Source organism: Janibacter limosus (assembly GCF_004295485.1).
Taxonomy (GTDB): Bacteria; Actinomycetota; Actinomycetes; order Actinomycetales; family Dermatophilaceae; genus Janibacter; species Janibacter limosus_A.
This window is the reverse complement of record NZ_CP036164.1, coordinates 1,882,684-1,901,310: the sequence shown is the minus strand read 5'-3', so window position 1 is coordinate 1,901,310 and position 18,627 is coordinate 1,882,684. Positions and strand designations below refer to the sequence as shown.

Below are 18,627 nucleotides of genomic sequence, written 5' to 3'. Positions count from 1 at the left end.
ATCAGCCCACGACACACCACGAGTCCTCCGAAGCGTGTCGCGTGGGTCTCCTAGGATTGGAGTTGCAACACCCTTTCTGGCGGAAGAGCGATCTAAGTGAATCGCCCCGCGCCGTCGCTAGTCACGACGGTCAGACCGAAAGGGAGGCCGTCATGGCCCATGAAGTTGGAGACCCACCCCAGCGAACGCCGCTGTCCCGCGAGATGCAGGACCGCCTACGCCATGGCATCGAAGATGACCCGCACAAGGCGTACCGGACGCTCGTCACGTCGATGGTCCAACACCACTGGACCGAACAGCAGATGCGCGAGGCACTGCTCGACCCTGAGCACCGCGGAGGCTGGTGGTACCGCCGCCTGGCCGAGCGCAACGGCGGACCAGCCGCCACCGGGGACCTCCGCTACCGCATCGAGAGCGCCCGAAAGTTCATCGCGGCCAACCCACCCGTCGTAGACCGACAGTCAGCGTCCGAGAAGGTCGCCCAGATCCACGCGAGCGCCGAAGCCCGACCGTGGAAGGGGCGCACCGGCACCACAGACCGACTCGTGCTCGATGCCCTGTGCCGACTCGCCCAAAAAGCAGGCGGACCGGTGCTCCGAGCGTCACTCCGACAGATCACCGAAGAAGCCGGACTCGGAAGCGCCGACACAGCACACCGGGCCACCCGAAGGCTCATCGACGCAGGCTGGCTGAAGAAGACCCACGACAGCACTGACACCACAGGAACCGGCTGGACCCTCCGGAAGCCCACGGAAGATACAGGGACAGTAGTCAGACTGTTCTCTGGTGCAGAGACTGTCCCTATATCTTCCGCCCACGACGCGTTCAGGCGTGGAGCCCTCGGAGGCACTGGGTACAGGGTGCTGCGGCTGCTCCTGATGACCGACGACCCGGCGTCCGCCCGAGTGATCGCGGAGGCGCTGGGAGTCACTGATCGCACGGTCCGAACCCGGCTAGGGGAGATGCATGGTCTCGGTCTGGTCGAGCGACTGGACGATGGGACGTGGAGGCCGCTGGTTACCGACGCTGAGGGACTTGCTCGACGCCTCGATGCGGTGGCGAAGTTCCGTCGCACGGCAGGCAGGGGCGAGAAGGTCCGGGAGCGTCACGACAAGGCCCGTGAGATGTGGCTGGACTGGGCGTCGGACCAACGACGCTCTCGACTCGGTGTGATCGCTGGTGGCCGTCCTCAGGGTCGCCCAGTGAAGTCGAATACGCAGGAGCAGCGGAGGGCGGCGCGATGAGCACCGCGAGCGATGCCGAAGAGTTCCGGACGTCAGTGCCTCCCGAGCACTGGGCGCGGATCGACGTGGACCGAGACACCGGGTGCTGGCGTGCTGTCCGTGGGGCACGGTCCGGGTGCGGAGCGCGGTACCCAGCGACGACGGGCGGGAGGCTGCTGCACCGCGTCCTGTGGGAAGCCGAGCACGGACCGACGAGCAAGATGCTGGTCCACGTCGTCTGTGGTGACCGGCTGTGCGTCCGCCCCGACCACTGCCGCGAGATGGACTGGAACGAGATGCACCTCCACCACCGGGGCTCCTGGGCGAATCGGCGACCGTCCGGCCACGTACAGGCGATCTCTGGGCCGAGCCCTCCCAACCACCCACCCGAGAGCGCCCCAGCCCGTCACGAGGCGTCTACGAGATCTGCTGGCACGGCGGACCGCCCGTAATACGTGAGCGGTGTCGTACCCGCCTCCCGACCGGTCCCGCAGAGACCCTGAGAACGTCCACCAACGAAGGAGCAAGACCATGACCACACCCCCGGACACCGCCCAGACGGTGCCGTACCCCACCCCGGTGAGCGGGCCGACGCCGTACGGCTACTACGGCCCGGGCCACGAAGGCATGGGCGACCCAGACCGACGCCCATCCGGAGTGAACATCTCCCGAGGGAGGTACGCCCGCGAGGCCCGCAACCGACGGTCCATGTCACCGCTCGTGCGGAAGATGCAGGCCGTGCAGGACGCGACTCCGGTCGGCAAGGCTCGCCGCGCACCCGGGAAGGCCAGCCGATGACGTACACGCCGCAGGCCAGCATTCGCGCCGGGCTCAACGACCCGCAGCGCGAGACCCTGACCCGGTTCGAGGAGATCACCGAGCCCACCGAGTGGCAGCGAGGCGTTCTGTCGAGCATCCGCCTGTGCGCGACGTCCACCGAGGACAAGATGCGCGCCGAGGCTGTCCAGCAGAAGTGGGCCGCGAAGAGGGAGCGGTCGTGAGCATCCTCGAAGAGCACCCGCGCTGGGTCGAGCACGAGCAGCGCGTGGCCGAACTGCAGGCGCGCCGCGCCAAGGTGTCCGCCGCCGCCCGGGAAGAAGCCGAGGCGTACCGGGCAGCGCTCGACGCTCACCGGGAAGCGGTGGAGAAGGCAGCGGATCAGGGCCATCCGATCCCGCAGGAAGCGCCCGAGAAGCCAGGGCGAGCGAACACCGACGCCATTCGGCACCTGCAGCGCGAGCACGACCTGCTGAGGGACGAAGAGAAGCGGCTGAAGGCCGAAGTCCTGCCCGATCTCGAAGCGGCTGCCCGGGGCAGGTGGGCTACCCGGCGAGATGACGTGGCCGCAGCGGTCGCGGTCCTCGCGGAAGCAGCGCAGGAACTGCGTCAGGACGCTCGCGTAGTCGCCGAAGCACGGACGCTCGCCGACAGCCAGAAGAAGGCGATCCCACGCCCGACAGCAGGGGAGCGGACCGTGACCCGGTGGGGCGTCGAAGAGGTTGTGGACGTCCTCCAGCATGGCCGCGACCCGTTCGCGCTGGTTCCGGTGGAGCGTGGTGGTCCGCGGATCATGGACGGTCACGGAGCGCCGGAGTCCACGCCGCCGCGTCGCCCGTCGTCGCGGACTCGACCTGCAGGCTTCGTCCGCCTGTGATGAGACCAGCGATGTGCACCGTGGTCCGGAGGCACGTCGTTGTCCCGTGAGAGTGGGTGGACTTCGCTCACGGGACCGTTGGTGGGGTCGGCGTTCGTGTCGGCCCCACCAGCGCGAGTAGCCGCAGCGCTCCACGCGATGTCGCGGCACCTACGGAAGGACTACTGCCTCCCGTGGCAGGGCGTGCACGTGAAGGGCGTCCCGATGGTCGCCGCCGCGGGCCGCCTGCTGCCGGTGCGGACGCTCGTCTGGATCCAGTCGCTGCACCGTCGAGTCCCGCCCGGGTTCACCGTCGCCACGACCTGCAGCCGCCCGGGCTGCGTCGCGGTCAAGCACATGACTTTGTGGCCCGTGGGACGCCTCGGGTCTAGGCGACGATGCGAGAAAGACGAAGAGGACACTCAACTGCCCGCCTGCTGCCCTCGCGGTCACGACCTCACCGATCCAGCCGTGGCCGCGTGGTCGGGAGGGAAGCGTCCGCGCCGACGCTGCAGGATCTGCGTGTTGGAGCGCTCGCGGGAGCAGCGAGCCGAGCACACGTGGGTTCACCCCGACCACCTGAGAGGCCCAGACGGGCGCTACCCGGTCTGTCGGCGCGGGCACCCGCTGGCCGGTGACAACGTGGTCACCGAGGCCAACGGGTCCCGCAGGTGCCGGACCTGCCTCCGGGAGCGACAGAACGCCGCCCGACGGATCAGTTAGGAGCCCGGCTTCTTCTGGACGAAGCCGCGCTGGAACCACTGAACGATCGTGATCGCAAGGAAGAGGACCGCCTCGGTCTCGTCCTGCTCAGCGGGCTCTGGTGCGTTGCCGTCGTGCTTCACGTGGCGCTGCTGGTTCTGCCAGATTGACTCCAGCATGGCGAGGAGCGTGTCCCTGGACTGCTGAACTTGGTCGTCCAGACCGGCGACAGTCCACTTCGGCCCTTGACTCCTGAAATCCCGGATTGCGGTTCCGAGCGTCGCTCTCGTGTTGTCCGGGCAGAACTTTGAGATGGCAACGCTTTCGACTGCGAGCACGGCCTTCCGGTAGCCCTCCGTGTAGTCCGCGTCATGCTTGAACGATGCCTGCCATGCCTCGGCTAGCAGCCGTCCCGCCGTGGTCCCGCTGTCGCGGACGTCCTCAAACGCGCGCGTCGTGGTCTCGTCCACGATCCGGCCCAGCATCCATGTCGGCTCCTGCTCGATGCGCCATGCCGAGTTGGCCTGAACGAAGTAGTCGTCAATCTCCACCCAAAACTTCGCGGCCTTGTTCGCGGTGAGGCTGCTGGAACTCCCCTCGGCATCTTCGAACTTGCTGCCGAGGATCTGAAGCACCATGTCAACGACCCGAAGGGCTGAGTCGTCTGTGTCAGACATGTATCCCCGAAGCGCGTCGTCTGGGTCCTCGCCCGTCTGGAACTGGAGGGTCCGGGCACAGATTCCGGGGATGTCTCGGAACGCGTAGAAGACCTCGTTGAGCCATCCCTCGACGCTTGGCCGCAGGTGGGGCGGCATGCCCTCGTGCAGGACGTTCCATCGGTCGTGCACCGCAGGGTCGTTGCTCATCCGCACGTTGAGGGGTACGAATCGTTCGGTCATGTTGTTGCTCCCGCCAGAGAGTTTGTCGTTGACCAGACGATAGATCGCGTCTCCGACAGTGGTGAACGCCGCCAGAGGCCACGGCCTAGCATCGAGACATGGTGGGTGAGCAAGATGAGGTGCTGTCCAAGATCGCTGACGTCCTGACCCAGCACGGACCGGCTCTGGTCCTGAGCGGTGCAGGCATGAGCGTGGGATCTGGGATCCCTTGCTATCGCCCGTGGCCCGAGCCCGGAGCCCCCGAGGAAGAGTTCGAGGCGGCTCGCCAGTGGCGCTTCACAAACACTGTTACTAACAACACCTACTCCACCGACAGTGGGATCCCTGACTATCGCGGGCCCGACGGCACGCGCCGGGTCACCCCGATGCACTACTCGGAGTTTGTCGGCAGCAGCGAGGCACGGCAGCGGTACTGGGCGCGCAGCTTTGTCGGCTGGCGCCGGTTCCACGCGGCGCGGCCCAATGTCTCGCACCACCTGGTCACCCGCTTGCAGCAGCTCGGCACGGTCGGTCCGCTCATCACGCAGAACGTCGACGGACTGCACCAGGCGGCCGGGACGAGGGAGGTCGTCGAGCTGCACGGCAACCTCGTCGAGGTCGTCTGCCTCACCTGCGGGGCCCGCATCGATCGCCCGACGCTCGACGCGCGGATGGCCAGGGACAACCCCGGCTTCGACGTCGACAGCGACGAGATCCGACCCGATGGTGACGTCCGGCTGGACAGCGTGGACGTCGAGCGGTTTCGCACCCCGACCTGCCAGGCGTGCGGGGCCGACACCCTCAAGCCGGATGTCGTCTTCTTCGGTGGATCGGTGGCCAAGCCGCTGGTGCAGCACTGCTACGACCTCGTCGATGCTGCGCCCAGCCTGCTCGTGCTCGGCAGCTCGCTGCAGGTGATGTCGGGGCTGCGCTTCGTCCGCCACGCGGCCAAGCGGGGGATCCCGGTCTCCCTGATCACCCGTGGTCCCACCCGTGGTGACGACCTCGTCGATCATCGCGTCGACGGGGAGCTGGGGGACTCCCTTCGCTCTCTCGTGGAGGAGCTCAGCGCAGCGCGGCTCTGACGAGGTCCGGCTCGGGGTTGGTGTGCACCTGCTCGCCGATGCGCACGGTCGGGACGACCTCGTTGCCGTCGTTGATCGAGCGGACGAAGGCGGCGGCCTCCTCGTCGGCCCAGATGTTGACCCAGGTCGCCTTGTCCTTGTCCTTGCCGAGGGCACCGCGCAGGCGCAGGCAGTAGACGCATCCCGGACGCCAGTAGACGACCACGGGGAAGTCCCCACGGTGTGCCTCGATGTCGGTGTGCCGCGGGCCCCCGCGTCCGTTGAGTGGTGACAGCCACCACGCGAGGACGAGGAAGCCCACGGCGAGCACGAGCAACGACAGGTCGCCGGTGAGTACCGTCTGCACGAGCAGGACGACGCTCGCGACCACACCGGTCATCGCCGGCCACCATCGACTCATGGGTTCAGCGTCTCAGAGAGCCAGCCGCTCAGAGGCGTCGCAGGACCGCGGTGACCTTGCCGAGGATCGTCGCGTGGTCGCCGTCGATCGGGTCGAAGGCGGGGTTGTGCGGCAGCAGCCACAGGTGGCCGTCGGTGCGCTTGTAGGTCTTGACCGTCGCCTCGTTGTCGAGCATCGCCGCGACGATGTCGCCGTTGTCGGCATTGGGCTGCTGGCGCACGACCACCCAGTCGCCGTCGCAGATGGCGGCGTCGATCATCGAGTCGCCGACGACCTTGAGGAGGAAGAGGGAGCCCTCGCCGACGATCTGCTTGGGCAGGGGGAAGACGTCGTCGACGACCTCCTCGGCGGTGATCGGCACGCCGGCGGCGATCTGGCCGAGGACGGGCACATAGCTGGCCTCGGGGCGGTGGTCACCGGAGCCGGTGGGGTCGACGACCTCGTCGGTCGTGCTGGCACCGCCGCGCATGCCGCCCAGGTCGGTGACCTCGGCCGGGGGAGCGGTGTGGCCGTCGGGAGAGATGACCTCGATGGCGCGGGGCCGGTGGGGGTCCCGGCGCAGGTAGCCCTTGCGCTCGAGGGAGGAGAGCTGGTGGGCCACGGAGCTGGGGCTGGTCAGGCCGACGAGCTCACCGATCTCGCGCAGGCTCGGCGGGTAGCCACGGGTGGCCACGGCATTGCGGATCACCTCGAGCACCTTGCGCTGGCGGACGGTCAGACCATCGCCCGTGTCCCGCTCGGGGAGCTGGTGGATGTTGTCCTCGTCCGTGCCGCTCATGCTCTCGACCCCTTCGTCCGTGTCCGGTGTGACCGAGGTGCAACCAGCGTTGTCGGTGCTCGCTGGTCAACTTCTCGGTAGTGAAGACAGTAGGACGTTCGAACACGCATTTCAAACATCTGTTCGAGCGTGTTGTTGATTTTCTTCGAACACCCGTGCTAGACATCGTACAGACGTTCTATCGAACACCGGTTCGACAGAACCGCACCGAGGAGGATTCGCATGACCGCTCTCACCGCCACCCCGATCCGCATCGACGTCCCCGCGCGCTCGCGCCACCTCGTCTCCATGCCCACCGGTGACGCAGTCGTCGCACGCCCGACCCCTCGCACGCGGCTGACCCGTCGTGGCCGCCTGGCCATCACCACCTCCGTGCTCGCCGCCGCGAGCATCGCCGGCGCGACCTTCGCCTTCGCCGGACCCGCCGCCGCGCCGCAGGAGATCACCGTCGAGCCAGGTCAGACGCTGAGCCAGATCGCCTCGAGCGAGCTCGTCGGCGTGCCGACGGCCGAGGCTGTGGCCGACATCCAGGTTGCCAACGGGCTCTCGACGACCTACATCCACGCCGGTCAGACGCTCACGATCCCGACGCGCTGACTGCACGTCGCCGGCGACGGCGACCCCCTTCCTCCCGGGCCCACCGACCCAGCCCGGGCCGGCCATCGGCCATCTCCGTCCCCCTCGGAGGTGGCCGATGTGCCGTTCACCGACGCATCTGGACGAGGACTTGCGTCGCGTGCCACGGAGGCGTCTAATGGTCACTACATCTAGTGGTTACACGGTTGTCATTCGTCCACATCTAGTGCACAGGCTGACAGCAGTTGTCCACAGGCGGAGCGGGTATATCCCCAGTTTCGTCCACCGCACCATCCACAAGCGAAGGGAGATTCGGCCGTGCACTGCCCGTTCTGCCGTCACACCGACTCCCGGGTCATCGACAGCCGCACGACCGATGACGGCAGCGCCATCCGGCGTCGTCGCCAGTGCCCCGAGTGCAGCCGCCGCTTCACGACGCTCGAGAGCGCCAGCCTGACGGTGACCAAGCGGTCGGGGGCGGCCGAGCCCTTCAGCCGGGCCAAGGTGCTCGCCGGTGTCCGCAAGGCCTGCCAGGGCCGACCGGTCACCGAGGACCAGCTCGCCCTCCTCGCGCAGCGCGTCGAGGAGAGCATCCGATCGCAGGGGAGCGCAGAGATCGATGCCCACGAGGTGGGCATGGCGATCCTGTCGCCGCTGCGTGATCTCGACGAGGTGGCGTACCTGCGCTTCGCCTCCGTCTACCAGTCCTTCGACTCGCTCGAGGACTTCGAGTCGGCGATCGCGACCCTGCGTCGCGAGCATGCCGCCACCACCCCCTAGGACCCCGGGTGCCGACACGCGAGTGGGCTGTCGGTACCCGGTGACATCGTCAGTAGCAGCCCGCAGCACCAGGCGCACCAGGCGCCACCGCAGCAGACCGAACCTTTCGGATCGAGGAGAAGCAGCATGACCGAGACCGCCGGCAAGCCCAGCACCCGTCGCGGGTCCCGCACCAAGGGCCTGACCATCGAGCGCATCCACACCACCGAGGGTGTGCACCCCTACGACGAGGTCACCTGGGAGAAGCGTGACGTCGTCCAGCAGAACTGGAAGTCCGGCGAGACGATCTTCGAGCAGCGCGGTGTCGAGTTCCCCGACTTCTGGTCGGTCAACGCCTCGACCATCGTCACGACCAAGTACTTCCGTGGGGCCGTCGGTTCGCCGGAGCGCGAGTCCGGTCTCAAGCAGCTCATCGACCGGGTCGTCCTGACCTATGTCAAGGCGGGCAAGGACAACGGCTACTTCGCCGCTGACACCGACGCCGAGATCTTCGAGCACGAGCTGACCTACGCGCTGCTGCACCAGATCTTCAGCTTCAACTCCCCGGTGTGGTTCAACGTCGGCACGGCCAGCCCGCAGCAGGTCAGCGCCTGCTTCATCCTCTCGGTCGACGACTCGATGGACTCGATCCTCAACTGGTACAAGGAGGAGGGCTTCATCTTCAAGGGCGGCTCCGGTGCCGGCCTCAACCTCTCCCGCATCCGCTCCTCCAAGGAGCTGCTGTCCTCCGGTGGTACCGCCTCCGGGCCGGTCTCCTTCATGCGTGGTGCCGACGCCTCCGCGGGCACCATCAAGTCCGGTGGCGCGACCCGTCGTGCGGCCAAGATGGTCGTCCTGGACGTCGACCACCCGGACATCGAGGAGTTCGTCGAGACCAAGGCGCGCGAGGAGCACAAGATCCGTGCGCTGCGTGACGCAGGCTTCGACATGGACCTCGGCGGGGCCGACATCACCTCGGTCCAGTACCAGAACGCCAACAACTCGGTGCGTGTCAACGACGAGTTCATGCGTGCGGTCGACGAGGGCACCGAGTTCGGTCTGACCTCCCGCAAGGACGGCTCGGTCATCGAGACCGTCGACGCTCGTGAGCTCATGGGCAAGATCGCCAAGGCCGCGTGGGAGTGCGCCGACCCGGGCATCCAGTACGACGGCACGATCAACGACTGGCACACCAACCCGGAGACGGGCCGGATCACCGCGTCCAACCCGTGCAGCGAGTACATGTCCCTGGACAACTCCTCCTGCAACCTCGCCTCGCTCAACCTGCTGAAGTTCCTCAAGGACGACGACACCTTCGACGCCGAGCGCTTCCAGAAGGTTGCCGAGCTGGTCATCACCGCGATGGACATCTCGATCTGCTTCGCCGACTTCCCGACCGAGGCGATCGGCGACACCACCCGCGACTACCGTCAGCTGGGCATCGGTTACGCCAACCTCGGCGCGCTGCTCATGGCGACCGGTCACGGCTACGACTCCGATGGTGGCCGCGCGCTGGCCGCGTCGATCACCTCGCTGCTCACCGGTGCGTCCTACAAGCGCTCCGCCGAGCTCGCCGGGATCGTCGGTGCCTACAACGGCTACGCCCGCAACGCTGACGCCCACAAGCGCGTCATGCGCAAGCACCAAGCGGCCAACGACCAGATCCGCACGATCCACACGATGGACAAGGACATCCACGCGGTGGCCACCAAGGCGTGGGACGCGGTCGTCAAGGTCGGCGAGAAGAACGGCTACCGCAACGCCCAGGCGTCGGTGCTCGCCCCGACCGGGACCATCGGCTTCATGATGGACTGCGACACCACCGGCATCGAGCCGGACTTCTCCCTGGTGAAGTTCAAGAAGCTCGTCGGTGGCGGCTCGATGCAGATCGTCAACCTGACGATCCCGCGTGCGCTGAAGAAGCTCGGCTACACCGAGGAGACCATCGAGGCGATCGTCGAATACATCGCCGACAAGGGTCACGTCATCGACGCCCCGGGTCTGAAGCAGGACCACTACGAGATCTTCGACACCGCCATGGGTGCCCGTGCGATCGCTCCGATGGGTCACGTGCGGATGATGGCTGCGGTCCAGCCCTTCCTCTCCGGTGCCATCTCCAAGACGGTCAACCTGCCTGAGTCGGCGTCGGTCGAGGAGATCGAGGACGTCTACATGCAGGGCTGGAAGCTCGGCCTGAAGGCGCTCGCGGTCTACCGCGACAACTGCAAGGTCGGTCAGCCGCTGTCCGACGGTGGGTCCACCGCCAAGGACGCGAAGGACGCCAAGGACGCCGCCGCTGCCGCGCCGGTCGAGAAGGTCGTCGAGTACCGCCCGCTGCGTCGCCGGATGCCCAAGCGTCGCTCCTCGCAGACGACGAGCTTCGCCGTCGGTGGGGCCGAGGGGTACCTGACCGCTGGCACCTACGAGGACGGTGACCTCGGTGAGCTCTTCCTGAAGTTCGGCAAGCAGGGCTCGACCCTGGCCGGCCTGATGGATGCCTTCTCCATCGCGATCTCGATCGCCCTGCAGCACGGTGTGCCGCTGGAGACCTACGTCGAGAAGTTCACCAACCTGCGCTTCGAGCCGGCTGGTATGACGGATGACCCGGACGTGCGGATGGCGCAGTCGATCATGGACTACGTCTTCCGTCGCCTGGCGCTGGACTACCTGGACTTCGACACGCGGTCCTTCATGGGCATCCACACCGCGGAGGAGCGCGCCCGTCAGCTGGAGACCGGCTCCTACGAGGCCTCGTCCACGGACAGTGACGACTCGGACTACGACGACGACAGCTACAGCCAGGGCGTCGCGACCAACGAGGTCAAGGAGGTCAAGTCCGAGGTAGCCACCAAGGACGAGACCATCACCGACCAGTCCGGTGCCGGTGCTGCCTCTGCCCGTGCAGTCGACGCCACCGTCCACTCCTCGGCCGAGCTCATGGAGAAGTTCCAGGGCAAGGCCTCGGACGCCCCCATGTGCATGACCTGCGGTACCAAGATGCGTCCCGCCGGCTCCTGCTACGTCTGCGAGGGCTGCGGCTCGACCAGCGGTTGCAGCTGATCTGAGTAGTTGATCGAAGGGGGGCCAACCGGTGAGTCCGGTTGGCCCCCTTCTCGTCGTTGGCCTGGCAAGCTCCAGTCATGGCGTGGGATCTGGACTACGAGCGGGCTTTTCGGGCAGCAGCCATGGGCTGGCTCTCGGACGCGGCTACGGCGGAGCGTGACTGGCTTCGTTCGGAGACTCTGCGGGCTTTCGAGTTCGACGGAGTTCGCGTACCTCTCGTCGATGCCCAGCGCGGGATTCGTAAACCGGCGGACGCCGTCGCTGCACTTTCGATCCGGACTGTGTATCGGCCGGAGGGGGCGGCGAGGCCCTACGAGGATGCGGTCGGTCCGGATGGCCGCCTCAGGTACAAGTGGCGTGGGACGGATCCAGAGCACCCGGAGAACAAGGCCCTGAGGGCGGCCATGAAGGCTGAGCTGCCCCTGATCTGGTTCTTCGGGGTCGGGCCAGGGGACTACAAGCCGATCTACCCGGTCTACATCGACGCAGAAGAATCACTCCAGCATCAGTTTGTTGTCGCAATTGATGAGGTCCAGCGTGACTCGATCTCTGACGCAGCCGATGAGCACGTGCGTCGTTACCTCAGGGTGGAGCGCAATCAGCGGGTCCACCAACGGGTCTTTCGCTCGACCGTCATGCGTGCCTACGAGACGCGGTGCGCCGTGTGCTCGCTGCGTCATGGTGACCTGCTTGATGCGGCACACATCGTCGAGGACCGCCATGACCTCGGCGTCGCCTCGGTGCGTAACGGACTGGCGCTGTGCAAGATTCACCACGCCGCGTTCGATGCCAACATCCTCGGCATCAGGCCCGATCTCGTGGTCCAGATCCGGGCAGACCTCTTGGAGGAGGTGGACGGGCCCATGCTTCAGTACGGCCTCAAGGAGCGGCATGACGAAAGGCTGATGGTGCTTCCGAGTCTCAAGCGAGAGCAGCCTGATGCCAGCTTGCTGGAGCTCTCCTACGAGCGCTTCAGGGCCGCCAGCTGACGCCGTCATCCGTTGGTCATATGGTTCGAGGAATCGAGGAGGCTGAGTGGCAACCAGGGAGGCGTGGTCCGCGGAGGAGAACAGCATTCTCGTGCACGCATATCTGGGGATGCTTCGCTCAGAGTTGAAGGACGAGAGCTTCGTCAAGGCTGATGTCAATCGGCAGCTTCAGGGCCTCCTTGACCGCGGCCGTGGGTCGATCGAGTTCAAGTTGATGAATGTGAGCGCGGTCCTTCGAGAGCTGAGTTTCCCCTTCGTCAACGGTTACAAGCCGTATCCCAATATCCAGGCCTCTCTGCGGGACTGCGTTCGCGAGGAGATCCTGCGACAGCAGGACCTGACAGACCTGGCCTTCGACAGCATGACGGCATCAATGCCTGACGTCGCTGATTCGGCGATCTGGAGGGAAGGCGAGCCACCCACGCTGGGGTTGCAGCCGAGCGAGGGTCTCCCCGGTCAGCGCGCAGGACGGTGGAACTTTGTCGAGCTGGAAGCGATGAACCGACAGTTGGGTGCCGCCGGAGAGCGTGCAGTCTTGGCTCGCGAGCGTCTGCTCCTTACCAGGGCCGGGCAGCACCACCTTGCTTCACGAGTCGATCACGTCAGCCAAACGGTGGGGGACGGTCTCGGCTTCGACATCCGGTCGTTCGAACCAGACGGCGCCGAAAAGCTGATCGAGGTTAAGACCACGAAGCGCGGAGCTCACTGGCCCATGGTCGTGAGTCGGAACGAGGTCGAGGTCAGCGGCGTTGAGGGGGAGCGATACCACCTCTATCGTCTCCACGACTTCCGGCCAGAAGCTGTGCGCTTCTACACGCTGCGCGGCGACCTTCGCCATGCTTGCGATCTAGCGCCTGAGTCGTACACGGCCCTTCCATCGCGCTCCTCAGAGTGAGCGACTGAGACGGGCCGACCACCAGTCCTGGGTCTCGGTGCACACACCAGAGCGTTGTCACACCCCGCTGGAAGACTAGGACGCATGTTCGATGAAGAGCTGACCGTGGTGGAGGAGTCCTTCCGAGGGCTGGGGCAGGCGCGAGCGGGGGTGACCGAGCGCGGTGGCCGAGCGGACGAGACGAGCCTGACGTGCGTCTTGCAGGCAACGGAGCGACTCAGACGCGCGGCTGATGCCCTGGAGCTGTCCGTGCTGGGGCAGGTCGTGCGCTGGGGCGAGGAGCGTGGCCCGGACGGCATCTACCGTCAGGTTCACCTGCGCGAGGGCGAGGTGGCCGAGTTCGCCGAGGACGCGGTCGCGATGGTCACGCACTCCAGCACCTGGGCCGCGGGGGAGCGGTGCGATCTGGCAGCCCGGGCGGTGACGGACCTGCTGCCCATCGCCGACCTCGTCGCGGAGGGCCGCGTCCCGACCAGGGCGCTCAGCATCGTGGCCAAGGAGACCAAGCGAGCCAGCCCCGAGGCCGTGGCGGCAGTCGTGGCTCACCTGCTTGCCCCCCTTCGTGGCAAGCCGGGGTCAGTCCGCATCGGTGAGCTCGAGGAGCGTGAGCTGCGCAAGGCCATCCGACGCGTCCTCCAGCGCGTCGAGCCGGAGCTCCTCGCGGAGAAGGCGCGTCGCAACCGTCGCGAGCAGACGGACGTGAGCTTCGCGGAGGGCCCGGTCGGCACCGCTCAGATGTTTGCGACCCTGCCCTCCGAGATGGCAGTCGCCCTCAAGGAGGCCATCGAGGTCGCCGCGAAGCTGCGTCGCGAGTCCGATCCGACGCTGACCGCCGGCGCCTCACGCGCCTACGGACTCGCCGACCTCGCGCTGAGGGGAGTGGAGGTCCGGGCGAGCATCCGCCTGGGTATCCCGGTCATCACGTCCGCTGCCTCCAGGCTGACCTTCGCCCCCTACCAAGGGGGCAAAGGCGGCGGCTCGAGCATTGGCCAGGACCTGCACGGCCCGACCGCTCGCGAAGGGCGCTTCGTCACCGGGGAGGGCGCCGACGCGGTCGACGTGCTCCCCGAGGAGTGGGCGGGCGACGCGGTGACCTCACAGGTGCCCGCCAGCCTGGGCCCGGGTGGTCAGGAGTGCTGGATCAGTGGCTGCGAGATCCCGGGCATCGGGTTCATCCCGGCGGACGTGGTCGCGGCACTGACGAGCAACCTGGAGACCAAGGTCTCCCGGGCGCTGGTCGACGCTCGCACAGGGACCCTCGTGGAGACGAGCAACCCGCGCTACGTCGTGACGGACGGGATGCGCGAGTTCGTCGCGGCCCGCGACGAGACCTGCCGCATGTGGGGCTGCAACCGTCGACTGATGACTGGCTGCACCGAGGACAACGCCGACCTCGACCACGCGACCGAGTGGCCGGAGGGCCAGTCCTGCCCGGCCAACCTGTCGGGACTGTGCCGCCACCACCACCGGCTGAAGCACACCCCGGGATGGACGCACAGGCTGCACGAGGACGGGCGTACCGAGTGGATCAGCCCGGCCGGCGTCGCGACGGGCACCTTCCCGAGCCTGTGGGTCCACACCGACGACGAGGACTCGCCCCCTTCAGAGGGGGCGAACGAGGCGAAGCCGCGGTACATCTGCGACGAGGACGAGGAGCGAGACGCCTTCTATGAGTCCCTGAAGCCGGAGTGCTTGGTCGGGGTAGGAGGACCGCAGGAGTACCCGGTCGACCCTCCCTTCTGACGGGCTCCCTTCGACCACGCAGCCCTCCACGAAGGTAACGCCATGCGTTTGCTCACCTGATGATCGACAAAGCTGCCTAGAGGTTCATCAGCGGTCACGACGAGTGCCCGGTGACCGGACTCGGGTGGATATCCGTGGGTGTCCTCGAGATCACGGTCCTCCCCGGCATCGGCGCCGACCGGCGGGTCCCAGTGGTCCGCGAGGCCGACGTCCTGCTCGTCAACGGTGGCGACGCGACGTACGGGCCTACGCCAGCGACGACCAGAGCGCCATTAGCGTCACGACGGCGCGGTCGACGTTCGTGTCCGAAGGGCGGTGGGAGCGGCTCGACCCGTCGTGACCTTCGCCCCCTGTGAAGAGGGCGAATCGCGGGCCTGTCGCGCCACGGCATTCAGCCCTATGCTCACGCGACATCAGCAGCGTGGGTGCTGGGGGAGTGGAGGACGATGTCGATGGACGCTTCAGAGGTGCCTGAGCCAACAGACCCTCCCTCGACGGACAAGAGGATGCGTCTGCGATACGCCGGAGTGTGTCGCCTGTGCGGCAGCGACCTTCCTGCCCACACGGCCGCGATCTATGACAAGACGACCAAAACCGTCCGCTGCATCGACTGTGCTCCAACGGATATTGCTTCGGAACCTCATCCGGCCCCCGTGGTCACCTCGAGGGCCGGCTCGTCCGCTCGCCGTGAGTACGAGCGACGCAAGACGAAGGACGAGGAGCGACTGCGCCAGAAGTGGGGCCGTCTCGGCGGCGTGGCCGTCGCCCTGTCGGACGAGCGCCAGAGCACCACGGCCTGGGCCACAGGGGCCCTCGGCGAGGAACGTCTCGGCGCCCACCTGGACGGCCTCGCCTCGCCCTCGCTCGCTGTGCTCCACGACCGTCGCATCCCGCGGTCCCGAGCCAACATCGACCACCTCGTCATCACGCCGAGCGGGATCTGGGTCGTCGACGCCAAGCGTTACAAGGCGCGCCCTCGTCTCGAGATCGAAGGGGGGATCCTGCGTCCTCGTGTCGACAAGCTCATCGTCGGCCGGCGCAACAAAACCAAGCTCGTCGATGACAACCTCAAGCAGATCGACCTCGTCCGGGGAGTCGTCGGTGAACTTCCCGTCACTGGTGCGCTGTGCTTTGTCGGTCCGGACAGGCCGCGGATCGGCGGGTCCTTCACGACCCGCGGGGTTCACTGGCTCTCGCCCAAGAAGTTGTCCAGGCTCCTGACCCGGCCCGCGGAGCCTCGCCTCGACGTCGCAGAGGTGTGCAGGATCCTCGAGACGAGCCTGCCTCCCGCATGAGGGTGGTTCGCCCCCTTCATAGGGGGCGAACGCAGATCTCGAGCGGAGCCGCCCGTCTCAGCCCTTTTCCAGATTGGTCACCGTGGCACGAGCGACCTTCTCCATCGCCTCACCGGCCGACCCAGCGCCGACGGTCGCGGTCGACACCGTCACGATCGTGTGGCCGGCTCGGATGAAGACCATGTCCAGGCCGACCGGCATCCCGTCCGCAGTGGCCGCCATCCTGATCGCTGCCGACTCCTCGCCGAGGTTCGGGAAGGACAGGCTGGAGGTCTTGAAGGTCGTGTCCACCCCGTCCTCCGTCGAGGTAAACTCTGGGCACGCGGTGAGCGCGTCGAGAGTCTTCGTGAAGACGTCGTCAGGCACCTCATCGGCAAAGGAGCTGATCTCGACGCCCATGAAGGGCCCGAGCATGCCGGCCATGTACGTGCGCGAGGCCTTGCCCGTCGGCTCGTCCTTCTGCTGGTCGGACAGGCCGTCCATGATTGCCTGACATTCGGCCGGCTCGATGGTCGCCTTCGAGTCTTCGTCGTCCGACTCGTCATTGAGGGTGTTCTCCGGATCCACGCTCCACCCCGTCGGCAGCGTAGAGACGGCGGGCAGGGCGGCCTTGGCCTGCTCGTCGGTCAGCTGCCGACCGACGGCGTCCAGCTCGACCTCCTCGCTCGACGCCTCACTCGAGGCGGCCGATGGCTCGACGGGGCTGGCGGACTCGTTGACGGTCCCTGCCCGCTCCGGTGGTGCGTCGCTACATCCTGCGAGCGTGCCGACGACGGCCAGCGCGGCCACGAAGGTGGACACCCGAAGTCGTCCATTGAATTGCGTCATGATCTGCTCCCCCAACACGTCCCCTGCTGATTGACTGTCGCTGGAGCCTAGGGGATGGCGGGGTGCGAGGAACTCGATACGTTGACCCCATGCCGCACCTGATCCCACAGGACCCGAGGTTCACCAACGAGTCCGAGCGCGTGGTGTGGACAAACCTGAGGGACTCCCTTCGCCAGCAGGACACGCTGATCGCCAACTTCCGCCTGACCGATGCCCGCAAGGACCACGAGGCGGACCTGGTCGTGGTCATGCCGGACATCGGGGTGATCGTCGTCGAGGTCAAGGGCAGCGGGGTGCGCGTCGAGGACGGCCAGTGGTCGATCAAGCGCGGCGGCCAGCGCAAGCGCATCGACCCGGTGGACCAGGTGCGCAGCACGCGCTACGCGATCCGGCAGTACGTGGAGTCCGACCGTCGGTGGGCCGACTCCTCACGCTCGAGGGTGCGGATCGCGCACGCGGTGGTCACTCCCTTCGTCGGTCTGGGTCTGGACTTCGACCTGCCCGACTGCCCGCGGTGGATGATCCACGACCGCGACGACATGGCGAGTCTCGCCGAGCGGCTGGCAGACATCCCCCTCGGCTTCGACACCCACCTGCGGGTGCCGAGCCAGGAGGACTGCGACACCGTCGTCGACATCCTTACCGCCCGCGGGACCGACGCGATCACGACCGTCGTCGACGAGGCCGACGAGCGCGAGGCCCGCGCCGACCGGCTCACCCAGGAGCAGGGGATGATCCTCGACGTCACCCGGCTGCTGCGACGGGTCGAGATCCGCGGCGGGGCCGGCAGCGGCAAGACCGTCCTCGCTCTCACCCAGGCCTCACAGCTGAGCGCCGGCCGCACCGGAGAGCTGCCACGACCCGCAGAGCGGGTGGCCCTGCTGTGCTACTCGATCGGGCTGGCGACCTACTTCAAGCGCGAGGTGGCGACCTGGCCGCGCCGCCGGCAGCCCGCCTTCGTCGGCACCTTCGAGGAGCTCGGCAACCGCTGGGGCGTCGCGTCGGGGACCCGCGACGACCCCGACTACTGGGAGGAGACCTTGCCCCGGCTCATGGCGGACCAGGCCGCCGGGCTGCCGCCGGGGGAGCGCTACGACTCCTTCGTCGTCGACGAGGCGCAGGACTTCGCCGAGTCGTGGTGGCAGCCGCTCATCGGCGCGCTCACCGACGAGAGCGAGGGCGGCCTCTACATCTACTCCGACGAGAACCAGCGCCTCTTCAACCGCTTCGGCCGCCCGCCGGTCCCGCTCGTGCCCCTCGTCCTCGACCACAACCTGCGCAACACCAAGCAGATCGCCGAGGTCTTCCGACCGCTCGCCCCGCTGCGGATGCGTCTCGAGGGCGGTGACGGGCCGGACGTCGTCTTCGTCCCGGCGACCTCCGAGGACGCTCTGGGAGTCGCCGACGACCAGGTCGACCTCCTGCTCGGCGAAGGGTGGAACCCCGGTCATGTAGCCCTCCTCACCACCGGCCGGCGGCACCCCGTCCAGGTCGAACGACAGGAGGAGCTCGGGCAGCGCGGCTACTGGGACACGTTTTGGGACAACGACGACGTCTTCTACGGGCACGTCCTCGGCGCGAAGGGGATGGAGCGTCGCGCCGTCGTGCTCTGCATCAACGAGAGCGGGACCATGGGCCGCTTCCGTGAGCGCCTGTACGTCGGTCTCTCCCGCGCGACCGATCGTCTCGTCGTCGTCGGGGACCTCGATGTGATCGGTGCCGCAGCCGAGCACGTGGCGCGAGCGTTGGGATCCGCAGGTACCCTTTCCCCGTAGACACA

18 protein-coding genes are annotated in these 18,627 nt (G+C 67.3%); 14 read left to right on the top strand and 4 right to left on the bottom strand.

Going from position 1 to position 18,627, the window contains the following annotated elements:
• Positions 1-152: 152 nt before the first annotated feature.
• The 5 genes from EXU32_RS09090 to EXU32_RS09070 all read left to right on the top strand — a co-directional run bounded on the left by EXU32_RS09090 (position 153) and on the right by EXU32_RS09070 (position 2,877).
• A complete protein-coding gene (locus EXU32_RS09090; RefSeq protein WP_130629612.1) occupies positions 153-1,244 on the top strand; it encodes an HTH domain-containing protein in 1,092 nt (363 codons plus the stop codon).
• Entirely contained in the window at positions 1,241-1,675 is a 435-nt protein-coding gene (locus tag EXU32_RS17680) for an HNH endonuclease (RefSeq protein WP_130629611.1), read from the top strand. Before EXU32_RS09090 ends, EXU32_RS17680 begins: the two co-directional genes overlap by 4 nt.
• Positions 1,676-1,754: 79 nt before the next feature.
• Complete coding sequence (locus EXU32_RS09080) at positions 1,755-2,021, top strand: hypothetical protein (protein WP_130629610.1); 267 nt, start codon at positions 1,755-1,757, stop codon at positions 2,019-2,021.
• Positions 2,018-2,224 (top strand): hypothetical protein, encoded by a 207-nt coding sequence (locus EXU32_RS09075; RefSeq protein WP_130629609.1) that lies wholly within the window; start codon positions 2,018-2,020, stop codon positions 2,222-2,224. Before EXU32_RS09080 ends, EXU32_RS09075 begins: the two co-directional genes overlap by 4 nt.
• Positions 2,221-2,877 (top strand): hypothetical protein, encoded by a 657-nt coding sequence (locus tag EXU32_RS09070; RefSeq protein WP_130629608.1) that lies wholly within the window; start codon positions 2,221-2,223, stop codon positions 2,875-2,877. Before EXU32_RS09075 ends, EXU32_RS09070 begins: the two co-directional genes overlap by 4 nt.
• Positions 2,878-3,575: 698 nt before the next feature.
• On the opposite strand, the gene EXU32_RS09065 is transcribed toward EXU32_RS09070, so the two are convergent.
• Positions 3,576-4,457, bottom strand: a complete 882-nt coding sequence (locus EXU32_RS09065; protein ID WP_130629607.1) for a hypothetical protein — start codon at positions 4,455-4,457, stop codon at positions 3,576-3,578.
• Positions 4,458-4,555: 98 nt separating this feature from the next.
• On the opposite strand from EXU32_RS09065, the gene EXU32_RS09060 reads away from it, so the two are divergent.
• Positions 4,556-5,521, top strand: a complete 966-nt coding sequence (locus tag EXU32_RS09060; protein WP_242612742.1) for a Sir2 family NAD-dependent protein deacetylase — start codon at positions 4,556-4,558, stop codon at positions 5,519-5,521.
• Here the strand turns inward: EXU32_RS09060 and EXU32_RS09055 are convergent.
• Positions 5,502-5,921, bottom strand: coding sequence for a glutaredoxin domain-containing protein (locus EXU32_RS09055; protein ID WP_242612741.1), 420 nt, complete (start codon positions 5,919-5,921; stop codon positions 5,502-5,504). The two genes, EXU32_RS09060 and EXU32_RS09055, sit on opposite strands and share 20 nt — an antisense overlap.
• 28 nt (positions 5,922-5,949) lie before the next feature.
• Positions 5,950-6,699: a transcriptional repressor LexA gene (lexA, locus tag EXU32_RS09050; RefSeq protein WP_130629606.1), complete on the bottom strand. Its 750-nt coding sequence runs from the start codon at positions 6,697-6,699 to the stop codon at positions 5,950-5,952.
• A 222-nt stretch (positions 6,700-6,921) separates the two neighbouring features.
• Here lexA and EXU32_RS09045 point away from each other — a divergent pair, with 222 nt between their 5' ends.
• The 7 genes from EXU32_RS09045 (at position 6,922) to EXU32_RS09015 (ending at position 16,019) form a co-directional block, all read left to right on the top strand.
• A complete protein-coding gene (locus tag EXU32_RS09045) occupies positions 6,922-7,296 on the top strand; it encodes a LysM peptidoglycan-binding domain-containing protein (protein ID WP_130629605.1) in 375 nt (124 codons plus the stop codon).
• 297 nt (positions 7,297-7,593) lie between these two features.
• The gene (nrdR, locus tag EXU32_RS09040; protein ID WP_130629604.1) at positions 7,594-8,055 is read left to right on the top strand and encodes a transcriptional regulator NrdR; all 462 of its coding nucleotides are present in this window, start codon (positions 7,594-7,596) and stop codon (positions 8,053-8,055) included.
• Positions 8,056-8,181: 126 nt separating this feature from the next.
• The gene (locus EXU32_RS09035) at positions 8,182-11,094 is read left to right on the top strand and encodes a vitamin B12-dependent ribonucleotide reductase (protein WP_130629603.1); all 2,913 of its coding nucleotides are present in this window, start codon (positions 8,182-8,184) and stop codon (positions 11,092-11,094) included.
• A gap of 80 nt (positions 11,095-11,174) precedes the next feature.
• A complete protein-coding gene (locus EXU32_RS09030; protein ID WP_242612740.1) occupies positions 11,175-12,086 on the top strand; it encodes an HNH endonuclease in 912 nt (303 codons plus the stop codon).
• Positions 12,087-12,132: 46 nt separating this feature from the next.
• On the top strand, positions 12,133-12,981 hold the full coding sequence (locus EXU32_RS09025) for a DUF3883 domain-containing protein (RefSeq protein WP_130629602.1): 849 nt from the start codon (positions 12,133-12,135) through the stop codon (positions 12,979-12,981).
• A gap of 84 nt (positions 12,982-13,065) precedes the next feature.
• Complete coding sequence (locus EXU32_RS09020) at positions 13,066-14,724, top strand: HNH endonuclease signature motif containing protein (protein WP_130629601.1); 1,659 nt, start codon at positions 13,066-13,068, stop codon at positions 14,722-14,724.
• A 653-nt stretch (positions 14,725-15,377) separates the two neighbouring features.
• A complete protein-coding gene (locus EXU32_RS09015) occupies positions 15,378-16,019 on the top strand; it encodes a nuclease-related domain-containing protein (protein WP_242612739.1) in 642 nt (213 codons plus the stop codon).
• A 57-nt stretch (positions 16,020-16,076) separates the two neighbouring features.
• On the opposite strand, the gene EXU32_RS09010 is transcribed toward EXU32_RS09015, so the two are convergent.
• On the bottom strand, positions 16,077-16,847 hold the full coding sequence (locus tag EXU32_RS09010) for a hypothetical protein (protein ID WP_130629599.1): 771 nt from the start codon (positions 16,845-16,847) through the stop codon (positions 16,077-16,079).
• A gap of 89 nt (positions 16,848-16,936) precedes the next feature.
• Here EXU32_RS09010 and EXU32_RS09005 point away from each other — a divergent pair, with 89 nt between their 5' ends.
• A complete protein-coding gene (locus EXU32_RS09005; protein WP_130629598.1) occupies positions 16,937-18,622 on the top strand; it encodes a nuclease-related domain-containing DEAD/DEAH box helicase in 1,686 nt (561 codons plus the stop codon).
• Positions 18,623-18,627: the final 5 nt, after the last annotated feature.

Excerpts from the sequence above, each read along its gene's own strand:
- EXU32_RS09020 (WP_130629601.1), top strand. The coding sequence starts at position 13,066 with ATGTTCGATGAAGAGCTGACCGTGGTGGAGGAGTCCTTCCGAGGGCTG.
- EXU32_RS17680 (WP_130629611.1), top strand. The coding sequence starts at position 1,241 with ATGAGCACCGCGAGCGATGCCGAAGAGTTCCGGACGTCAGTGCCTCCC.
- EXU32_RS09030 (WP_242612740.1), top strand. The coding sequence starts at position 11,175 with ATGGCGTGGGATCTGGACTACGAGCGGGCTTTTCGGGCAGCAGCCATG.
- EXU32_RS09080 (WP_130629610.1), top strand. The coding sequence starts at position 1,755 with ATGACCACACCCCCGGACACCGCCCAGACGGTGCCGTACCCCACCCCG.
- EXU32_RS09010 (WP_130629599.1), bottom strand. The coding sequence starts at position 16,847 with ATGACGCAATTCAATGGACGACTTCGGGTGTCCACCTTCGTGGCCGCG.
- lexA (WP_130629606.1), bottom strand. The coding sequence starts at position 6,699 with ATGAGCGGCACGGACGAGGACAACATCCACCAGCTCCCCGAGCGGGAC.
- EXU32_RS09005 (WP_130629598.1), top strand. The coding sequence starts at position 16,937 with ATGCCGCACCTGATCCCACAGGACCCGAGGTTCACCAACGAGTCCGAG.
- EXU32_RS09075 (WP_130629609.1), top strand. The coding sequence starts at position 2,018 with ATGACGTACACGCCGCAGGCCAGCATTCGCGCCGGGCTCAACGACCCG.
- EXU32_RS09035 (WP_130629603.1), top strand. The coding sequence starts at position 8,182 with ATGACCGAGACCGCCGGCAAGCCCAGCACCCGTCGCGGGTCCCGCACC.
- EXU32_RS09055 (WP_242612741.1), bottom strand. The coding sequence starts at position 5,921 with ATGAGTCGATGGTGGCCGGCGATGACCGGTGTGGTCGCGAGCGTCGTC.
- EXU32_RS09060 (WP_242612742.1), top strand. The coding sequence starts at position 4,556 with ATGGTGGGTGAGCAAGATGAGGTGCTGTCCAAGATCGCTGACGTCCTG.
- EXU32_RS09065 (WP_130629607.1), bottom strand. The coding sequence starts at position 4,457 with ATGACCGAACGATTCGTACCCCTCAACGTGCGGATGAGCAACGACCCT.
- EXU32_RS09045 (WP_130629605.1), top strand. The coding sequence starts at position 6,922 with ATGACCGCTCTCACCGCCACCCCGATCCGCATCGACGTCCCCGCGCGC.
- EXU32_RS09090 (WP_130629612.1), top strand. The coding sequence starts at position 153 with ATGGCCCATGAAGTTGGAGACCCACCCCAGCGAACGCCGCTGTCCCGC.